Source organism: Psychrobacter sp. TB20-MNA-CIBAN-0197 (genome assembly GCF_040309765.1).
Taxonomy (GTDB): Bacteria; Pseudomonadota; Gammaproteobacteria; order Pseudomonadales; family Moraxellaceae; genus Psychrobacter; species Psychrobacter submarinus.
In genome coordinates this window covers 75520-85177 of record NZ_JBEOPC010000013.1, presented here as the reverse complement: position 1 = coordinate 85177, position 9658 = coordinate 75520, and the positions used below count along the sequence as shown (strand labels likewise).

General features: G+C 45.2%; 5 protein-coding genes. 2 read left to right on the top strand and 3 right to left on the bottom strand.

Translation table 11 applies throughout. The features are described 5' to 3' along the window. Positions 1 to 213: 213 nt before the first annotated feature. The 3 genes from glyA to AAEY83_RS05885 form a co-directional block, all read right to left on the bottom strand. On the bottom strand, positions 214 to 1470 hold the full coding sequence (glyA, locus tag AAEY83_RS05895; protein ID WP_025646456.1) for a serine hydroxymethyltransferase: 1257 nt from the start codon (positions 1468 to 1470) through the stop codon (positions 214 to 216). Positions 1471 to 1836: 366 nt separating this feature from the next. Beyond that, on the bottom strand, positions 1837 to 2352 hold the full coding sequence (locus tag AAEY83_RS05890) for a chorismate--pyruvate lyase family protein (protein WP_025646455.1): 516 nt from the start codon (positions 2350 to 2352) through the stop codon (positions 1837 to 1839). A gap of 142 nt (positions 2353 to 2494) precedes the next feature. Further along, on the bottom strand, positions 2495 to 3808 hold the full coding sequence (locus AAEY83_RS05885) for a GNAT family N-acetyltransferase (protein ID WP_025646454.1): 1314 nt from the start codon (positions 3806 to 3808) through the stop codon (positions 2495 to 2497). Positions 3809 to 4679: 871 nt separating this feature from the next. Here AAEY83_RS05885 and AAEY83_RS05880 point away from each other — a divergent pair. Both AAEY83_RS05880 and AAEY83_RS05875 read left to right on the top strand, forming a co-directional pair. Then, complete coding sequence (locus AAEY83_RS05880) at positions 4680 to 6899, top strand: NADP-dependent isocitrate dehydrogenase (RefSeq protein ID WP_025646453.1); 2220 nt, start codon at positions 4680 to 4682, stop codon at positions 6897 to 6899. A gap of 481 nt (positions 6900 to 7380) precedes the next feature. Then, positions 7381 to 9600, top strand: coding sequence for an NADP-dependent isocitrate dehydrogenase (locus AAEY83_RS05875; RefSeq protein WP_025646452.1), 2220 nt, complete (start codon positions 7381 to 7383; stop codon positions 9598 to 9600). Positions 9601 to 9658: the final 58 nt, after the last annotated feature.

The following is a 9658-nucleotide window of genomic DNA, read 5'->3' as shown; positions in this document are numbered from 1 at the left end:
CTTACCATTTTTATCTGCAAATCGCCTAAAAAATAGTCTCTGTCAGTGCCATGGTCGAATGTTCAACACGCCCTAAAAGAGAGTTCATAGATTTTGTGGATACTGACATATCTATAAGACTACAAAGAGCCATGCATCAAATAACAGGATGGAAAAAGAGCTAAAAAAACCGCCCAGCCAAAGCCAAGCGGTTCTTTTTATAATTTTCAAGTCTTACTGATTTTTCTCATAAACTGGCTTTTTGGCACAGATAGCTTTGACTTTGTCGCGCGTATCGCTGATCACTTGCTCATCACCGCGGCTATCTAACACATCACAAATCCAGTTTGCCACCTCTTTGACATCTGCTTCATTGAAGCCGCGAGTGGTCAAGGCTGGCGTACCAATACGGATACCAGAGGTGACAAACGGTGATTTTGGATCGTTAGGTACGGCGTTTTTATTAACCGTAATAAAAGCCTCACCAAGCCACTTATCTGCTTCTTTACCGGTCAACTCTTGTTTCACAAGGCTGATGAGCATTAAATGGTTTTCAGTACCGCCAGAGATGATTTCATAGCCGCGATCGATGATTACTTCTGCCATAGCTTTGGCGTTTTTGACCACTTGCTCTTGATAAGTTTTGAAGTTATCTTCGAGTGCTTCTTTAAAGCAGACCGCTTTACCGGCGATGGCGTGCATCAATGGGCCACCTTGATTGCCTGGGAAGACCGCAGAATTAAGCTTTTTGGCAAGCTTATCGTCGCGTGACATGATGATACCTGAGCGCGGCCCACGTAAGGTTTTATGCGTAGTACTAGTCACCACATCAGCATATGGTACTGGATTTGGATATGCGCCCGTAGCAGCAAGGCCTGCGATGTGTGCCATATCGACTAACAAATAAGCGCCGACTTCATCAGCGATATCGCGGAAGCGCTGCCAATCAACCACTTGTGAGTAGGCAGAAAAACCTGCGATGATCATCTTGGGCTTATGCTCGCGCGCTAAGCGATCGACTTCATCATAATCAATCAGGCCTGTCTCTTCTACCAAACCATACTGTACGGCGTTGTAGTTGATGCCTGAGAAGTTGATATGCGCGCCATGGGTCAAGTGACCACCAGCATCCAGACTCATGCCGAGCACCGTATCATTCGCTTCCAGTAACGCTAAGAATACCGCCGAGTTGGCTTGGCTGCCTGAATGCGGCTGCACGTTGACGTACTCTGCGCCAAATAGCTCTTTGGCGCGGTCAATAGCCAACTGTTCAACCACATCGACGTGCTCACAGCCGCCATAGTAACGCTTACCCGGATAGCCTTCAGCATATTTATTGGTTAGATCTGAGCCCTGTGCTTCCATTACTGCTTGCGAGCAGTAGTTCTCTGAAGCGATAAGCTCGATATGGCTCTCTTGACGCTGGCTTTCAGCTTCCATGGCTTCAGCAAGTTTTGGGTCAAATTCTTTTATAGAGATATCTTTAAACATAGTTATGTCCTATAGCATATTTTTATTAAGAGTGATAAAAAAAAAAGGTTTAAAAATAGAAGGGTAAGCGATGAGTGCAGGCTTATGATACACCTAAATTAAACTCATGCTTGATGACGATATTCCAGCATTCATCTTGCAGGTCATATCCTACTGAAATTTTGCTGTGATTTGAGTTTAACATGAAACCAGATAAGGTAAATGCAAAAACTCACTTTGCGCTAGGTAAATAAGATATTTTTTAAAATCTAAAAAAGTGCCCAAGTAGCAGGCTTTGATGAGTCACTTATTTAGGTAACTGATAGGCATTGTGGGGTCTCAATCTTCTCAGTTATTAAATCCATACCGCTGAGGTTTACTCAGCGCCTAGCACTCATCAAGACCAGATAAAAAATATGGCAAAAAGGTCTCACTAATTAATAACTTTCTACCGTACCAATCATAGCGGGTTTGGCGCTGCCAGCCGTGTTCAGTATGCGTAATAAAGCGCTGATTGGGTAGCGTTTGGCGACGCTTAAAGAGCACATAACCGATGGGCGTACCTTTTAGCTGTTGCAAGCGCTTGGCTGAGCCTTGCAGACTCGGTAGCGGAAAAATACTTTGCGCCCATACCCAAGGCTGGTCACTATCGCCATATAGTTCTACTTCGCGTACCCAAGCCAGTATCGGTCTGTTGTACTGCTTTACTGATATGCCGAGCTGCTTTTTTTGCGTCAAGCTTAGTCGCCGATAGCCTTCAAAACAGCGCTCTACTCGCAGCGGTTGACCTGACTTTGCCTCAAGCATAGCAGTCAGTGAGCCTTCGACATTAAGCCAAGAAGATAGCGCTGCCGGCGGTGATATAGTAGAAGAAGTATGAGCATTAAAAGAGTGACTGGGCATAGTTAACAAAATTATAGGTTATGACGGATATAAAAAACAGCACTCGGTACCTTAGTATTCAATAGCCAAGTATCCAATAGCAAAGTATTCAGTACTAAAGCATAAAGGCAAAAAGTATAGAGGCTAGTTTAAGGGATGGCAGTTATTGCTCACTATCAAAGACTGGCATATTATCAGCATTGAACGGCAGAGCCTGATGCGCTTGCTGACGATACTGCGCCATGCGCTGCCTATCTTCCATACAAAAATTACTAATCGCCGGAATAAAACGCTCGTCATAAATGCGGTGTAAGGAGTGAGTCGTGGTCGGAATAAAGCCGCGCACTAGCTTGTGCTCGCCTTGCGTACCTGGGTCAAAATACTGCAAACCTTGTTCAATAGCAAACTCTATGCCTTGATAGTAGCACAGCTCGAAATGTAAGCTGTCATAATCGGCAAGCGCGCCCCAATAGCGCCCATACAGCGTTGAATGCTCGTTATTAGGACTGTCATAGAGAAACAAACTACTAGCGATAATCTCGTTGTCGCTGTCGTATGCAAGCGCCAGCATCAAGTGCTCAGGCATACTCTGCGCGAGCGCCATAAAAAAGTCTAATGTCAGATAAGGCTGCTGACCGCGCACCGCATAAGTCATTACATAGCAATGATAAAACGCCTTCCAGTCACTATCAGTAATATCGCTACCGCATTTGCGTGCACAGACGATATTTTGCTCAGTGACTTTACGGCGCTCAGCGCGGATAGTTTTGCGCTTTTTCGCTCTTAGCGTCGCTAAGAAATTCTCAAAATCAGTGAAAGGCTGAGCATCGGCAAGCAAGTTTTGATTTTGCCATAAAAACTGACAGCCTTGACGCTCAAAAACAGGTAAGGACGTTTTACTTGTTTGTGTTGATTCTGGTGGCTGCTCTTGTCTGTCATCTGCGCCAGCTAAGGCTATCCGGCTCTCATCAATAGCGGCTGCAATCTCTTGGCTTGATGAAGCCGTTATAGTTGCAAGCTGAGACTCAGCAAATAAGCAATGCCAGCTAGACGCCCCGACCTGCTGCGCAACATCATCTACCCCTTTGATAGCAGTTTGTATTATCTCAGGTGTTAAACCTTGGTTTGCCGCAAGCCACAGACGTTGACCCGTAATTGGTGTATAAGGCACGCTCGTCACTAGACGCGGATAATAATCCAAACCGTAATGCGCATAAGCCTGCGCCCAAGAGTAATCAAACACAAACTCGCCTTGATGATGGCCTTTGACAAAGACCGGCATCACCGCAACAGGACGGTGCTTATCACCATCATAAACCACGATATAGATCGGTAGCCAGCCGGCTTTTTCACCGATAGCGCCGGTATCACTGAGCGCCTGCCAAAAGGTAAAAGACATAAATGGCGTGTCAGGCGTTTGCCAATCCGCTTGGGTCTTCCAACTCATATCGCCTACTAACGCATACTCTAAATTCATGACACCTACTTTGTTTGTATAAAGTCACCATTAGCCTACCAAACTTTGCTAAAAATGCGGTTACAATTTGCAAAATATTACTAGGGCGTGTTGAACATTCGCAAATAGGCACTGCTGATCGCTAAAATTGTTCCAGACAAGGCACAAAGCGACGATAATGCAGATGCCTTAGCGAGATTTGTAACGCAGTATGGGGCAATTTTAGCATCAGCCCTCACGACAACAACAGGGACAGGACTCTTTTTTGCCGCTTCATCGTTAAAAATAAGCGCTTAGAATGACTAAACTTATTATTTTTAACATCGAAACGCCTAAAAAATAGTCGCTGTCAGTGCCATGGTCGAATGTTCAACACGCCCTAGCTATTCTCTATGTATCTTTGGCAGTGAGTGAACTATGTTGTTCGTTGAAAACTGCAGAAACAGCTGATGTTTAAGCTGGCAAAAGGATGTTTTTAGTATGGATGACTGTTAGAATAAGGCTTTTAATAGTTTAATATAATTCTGAGATATGAGATATTAGCAATCATACTATCCCTAGTTCATTTTGTTACATTGACATCGTCTTGAATTTATACTTCGTAAATGTAATGCATGGTTTATTACTGACTAACACTGGTTTTGGGCGGCTTGTCTATTTAAATATAAAAGTAAGTATAAAGAAAAGTATCAAGGCAGGTATAGAAATAGGTATCAAAGATGATAATCGAAAAATCCTCCGCCAAATCGTCACGCAAAAATCATATATTTACAGACGTAGCCCCTGTTAACTTAAGACTAAATGCAACTCAAAGCGACCTACTATTATCAGCGATAACATAGCCAAACTTAATACTTATTATAAATAATCACGTAAAGGAATAACTACTATAATGTCAAAACTAATTTATACAAAAACGGATGAAGCCCCAGCACTGGCCACCCTCTCCTTTTTACCTATTGTCAAAGCTTTTGCTAGTACCGCAGGCATCGACGTAGAAACTGCTGACATCTCGTTGGCCGGACGCATCATCGCCTTGTTTCCCGACTTTTTGACCGCAGAGCAGCGCATTCCTAGCGCCTTTCAAGAGCTGCGTGAACTGGTCAAAACGCCCGGCGCTAACGTCATCAAGCTGCCTAATATCAGCGCTTCTATCCCGCAGCTCAAGGCTGCAATCAAAGAGCTACAAGACAAAGGTTATGCCTTGCCTGATTATCCCGATCATCCAGAAACGGACGAAGAAAAAGACGTGCGTATTCGTTATGACAAAGTAAAAGGCAGTGCGGTCAACCCGATTTTGCGCGAAGGTAACTCCGATCGCCGCGCGCCAAAAGCCGTCAAAGCTTATGCTCGACGTCATCCGCACTCTATGGGCGCATGGAGCCCAGACTCTAAGTCGCACGTGGCTACTATGGATTATGGTGACTTTGCTGATACCGAGACCTCGGTGACGGTCGAGCAAGCCACAGACTATCGCATTGAATTCACAAGCAACAAGGGAGAGGTCACTGAGCTAAAAGCGCCAGCGCCGCTACTCGCAGGCGAGGTGATTGATGCAGCAGTGTTAAGACATGACGCTTTAGTGGCGTTTTTGGACGAGCAAGTTAAGGACGCAAAAGCCAAAGAGGTACTGTTCTCTTTGCATCTAAAAGCCACCATGATGAAGGTCTCCGACCCTATTATCTTCGGTGAAGCAGTAAGAGTTTACTTTAAAGATCTATTCAAAAAGTATGGCGATACGTTCAAAGCGCTAGACGTCAATGTCAATAATGGCTTTAGTAACCTGCTTACCAAAATACAAGAGCTACCGGATGATAAGCGTCAAGCTATCGAAGCGGATATTGCCAATATTTATAAGCGCAACCCTGATCTGGCGATGGTGAATTCAGAAAAAGGTATCACCAACTTACATGTGCCTAGCGATGTCATTGTCGATGCCTCCATGGCGGCGATGATTCGCAATTCAGGCAAAATGTGGGGCGCTGATCATGAGCTGCACGATACCAAAGCCGTCATTCCTGATAGTAGCTACGCTTGTGTCTATGATGAGACCATCAAGTTCTGCAAAGAGCACGGCGCCTTTGATCCAGCAACGATGGGCTCAGTGCCAAATGTCGGGTTAATGGCGCAAAAGGCGGAAGAATATGGCTCACATGACAAGACCTTTTTGATTCCATCTGCAGGTAATGTGCAAGTATTAGATGCTGCTGGCAACGTACTCACTGAGCACCAAGTCGAAACAGACGATATCTGGCGGATGAATCAGGTTAAAGACGCACCGATTCAGGACTGGGTGAAGCTCGCCGTTACGCGCGCCCGTGCTAGCAACGTTCCTACGATATTCTGGTTAGATAAAAAACGCCCGCATCATGCCGCCCTTATCAAAAAAGTAGAGCGCTACCTAAAAGACCACGATACTGAGGGCTTAGACATTCGTATCATGCCGGTACGCGAAGCCACGCGCTTTACCTTAGAGCGCCTAAAAGCAGGTAAAGATACCATCTCAGTCACCGGTAACGTGCTGCGTGACTATCTTACCGATCTATTTCCAATTTTGGAGCTAGGCACCAGTGCAAAAATGCTCTCTATCGTACCTCTGATGAATGGCGGCGGTCTGTTTGAGACTGGAGCTGGCGGTTCAGCGCCTAAGCATGTACAGCAGTTGGTTGAAGAGAACCATCTGCGCTGGGATTCATTAGGCGAGTTTTTAGCGTTGGCGGAATCATTAGAGCACTTAGCGATTCATGAGGACAATGATAAAGCTCAGGTGTTATCCGATACCCTAGATGGCGCAACAGAGAAGCTACTGATGAATAATAAGTCGCCCTCACGCAAAGTTGGTGAGCTTGACAACCGTGGTAGCCACTTTTACTTGGCTCTGTACTGGGCGCAAGAGCTCGCCGCGCAAGATGACAATAGCGAGTTAAAACAGACCTTTACACCCCTCGCCAAAGCGCTTGCTGAGAATGAAGACGCCATCGTCAAAGAGCTCAATGAGGTGCAAGGACACGCTGTTGATATCGGTGGTTATTATCTACTAGACAAAGAACAGGCTAAAAATGTCATGCGCCCAAGCAAACTGCTAAACGACACTATCGCTTCGGTACAATAAGGCTAAAATAGGGTTAAGCTTATAACGATGAGCTTAGCCCTAGTCCTTGATGCTCATACTTTCAACTATTTACGCAGATAGTTGCTGATATGGGCTTAAGACGTTTTATTTTAGTCGCATTATGGTAAAAAACAGTCGTGTCGCTGTTGTTCTTTGCAGGCTAATGTTAAAATTAGCCTTAAGCTATTCAAAACGAGACTATGTTTAAACTTTGTTTAAACTTCAAACGTTTATTTTGGAACGTTTAAAAGGGACGAACAACTACCGTAGACGACTATTAACTATCTCGTGGCTATCATTTACAAGATTTAAGTACTCCCTTCGATGGTTAGCTTACCCATATTATCACTAGTATCACTTTGATAAATGAACCACTTACCGCGCTACCCGTTTGCAGCTGTCTTTATTTCAATTTGCAAACACCTTTTATTTTTATAAGAATCAAACGCTTAATGACAACCAAAAGGAATAAGAGATTACAATGTCAAAAATTATATATACAAAAACCGATGAAGCCCCAGCGCTAGCCACCCTATCATTTTTGCCTATCGTTGAAGCCTTTACCAAAACCGCAGGCGTTGAAGTAGAGATGAGTGACATCTCTGTTGCTGCGCGTATCTTAGCTGAGTTTCCTGACTATCTTGAAGAGGAGCAGCGTGTTCCTGATAATCTTGCGGAGCTAGGCCGTCTCACGCAAGATCCAAACGCTAATATCATTAAGCTACCAAATATCAGTGCCTCTGTTGGTCAGCTAAAAGCCGCTATCAAAGAGCTACAAGGTAAAGGCTACGCGTTACCTGATTTTCCAGATGAGGCAGAGACAGAGGAAGAAGAAGAGATTCGCCGCCGCTATGGCAAAGCTTTAGGTAGCTCAGTCAACCCTGTACTGCGTGAAGGTAACTCCGATCGCCGCGCGCCAAAAGCGGTCAAAAACTACGCGCGTAAACACCCGCACTCGATGGGCGAATGGAAGCAGTGGTCACAGACGCACGTCTCACACATGCATGGTGGTGATTTCTACGCCGGTGAGCAATCGATGACTTTAGACAAAGCGCGCACTGTACGTATGGAGCGTGTTACTGATGATGGTACGGTTCATGTCTTCAAAAAAGGTCTCGCTTTGCAAGATAAAGAAGTCATTGACCTTATGTTTATGAGTAAAAAGTCTTTGCTTGAGTTTTATGAGCGTGAAATGGAAGACTGCCGCGAAGCTGGTATCTTATTCTCGTTACACGTCAAAGCAACAATGATGAAAGTCTCGCATCCAATCGTCTTCGGTCATGCGGTCAGAACGTATTATAAAGACGCTTTTCAAAAACACGGCGCGCTTTTCGATGAGTTAGGCATCAATGTCAATAACGGTATGGCATCACTTTACGAAAAAATCAAAGAGCTGCCAACATCTCTACAAGAAGAGATTGAGCGCGATTTACATGCCTGCCAAGTGCATCGTCCTCGTCTGGCGATGGTCGACTCTAATAAAGGTATCACTAACTTTCACTCACCTAGCGATGTGATTGTTGACGCGTCTATGCCAGCGATGATCCGCTCAGGCGGTAAGATGTGGGGCGCGGATGGCAAAATGTATGATTGTAAAGCCGTGATGCCTGAATCTACTTTTGCGCGTATCTACCAAGAAATGATCAATTTCTGCAAATGGCATGGCAATTTTGATCCGACCACAATGGGCACCGTTCCTAACGTCGGTCTTATGGCGCAAAAAGCAGAAGAGTACGGCTCGCACGACAAAACCTTTGAAGCCGCCGATTCAGGTACCGCTCGTATTGTTGACGAAGAAACTGATGAAGTGCTCATGGAGCAGTATGTTGAGAAGGGTGATATTTGGCGCATGTGTCAGACCAAAGATGAGCCAATCCAAGACTGGGTTAAGCTTGCCGTGCGCCGCGCACGTGAATCAAATACACCGGTTGTCTTCTGGTTAGACCCATACCGCCCGCACGAAAACGAGCTGATCAAAAAGGTCAATATGTACCTAAAAGACCATGATACCGATGGTCTACATATTGAGATCATGTCGCAGGTCCGCGCCATGCGTTATACCTTAGAGCGTGTCGCTCGCGGCCTTGATACCATCTCAGCCACTGGTAATATCCTACGCGATTATCTGACTGACTTGTTCCCTATTCTTGAGCTTGGAACGAGTGCTAAGATGCTCTCAGTTGTACCACTCATGAAAGGCGGCGGCTTGTTTGAGACCGGCGCAGGGGGTTCTGCTCCTAAGCACGTGCAGCAGCTGGTTGAAGAAAACCATCTACGCTGGGACTCTTTAGGCGAGTTCTTGGCCTTGACCGAATCCTTGGAGCATTTAGCCAAAAGCGATGATAATGCTAAGGCTCAAGTCCTTGCAGACTCACTAGATAAGGCCACTGAGAAGCTACTAATCAACGACAAATCGCCATCACGCAAAACTGGTGAGCTTGATAACCGTGGTAGCCACTTCTACTTAGCTAAGTACTGGGCTGAGGAGCTTGCAGCGCAAGATCAAGATGCCGACCTCAAAGCTCAGTTTGCACCTCTAGCTGAGCAGCTTGAAAATAATGAGCAAGCGATTGTTGAAGAGATGAATAAAGCGCAAGGCAAACCTGTAGATATCAAAGGCTATTACTTAGCTGATGAAAAACTAGCTGAAGCAGCCATGCGTCCGAGTAAAATCTTTAACGAAGCTATCGCTTCATTATAAATAGTGATTAACAAGTCGCTATAACGCTAGTTGAGCAATATAGAACGCTCAAATGATA

Excerpts from the sequence above, each read along its gene's own strand:
- AAEY83_RS05875 (WP_025646452.1), top strand. The coding sequence starts at position 7,381 with ATGTCAAAAATTATATATACAAAAACCGATGAAGCCCCAGCGCTAGCC.
- AAEY83_RS05880 (WP_025646453.1), top strand. The coding sequence starts at position 4,680 with ATGTCAAAACTAATTTATACAAAAACGGATGAAGCCCCAGCACTGGCC.
- AAEY83_RS05890 (WP_025646455.1), bottom strand. The coding sequence starts at position 2,352 with ATGCCCAGTCACTCTTTTAATGCTCATACTTCTTCTACTATATCACCG.
- AAEY83_RS05885 (WP_025646454.1), bottom strand. The coding sequence starts at position 3,808 with ATGAATTTAGAGTATGCGTTAGTAGGCGATATGAGTTGGAAGACCCAA.
- glyA (WP_025646456.1), bottom strand. The coding sequence starts at position 1,470 with ATGTTTAAAGATATCTCTATAAAAGAATTTGACCCAAAACTTGCTGAA.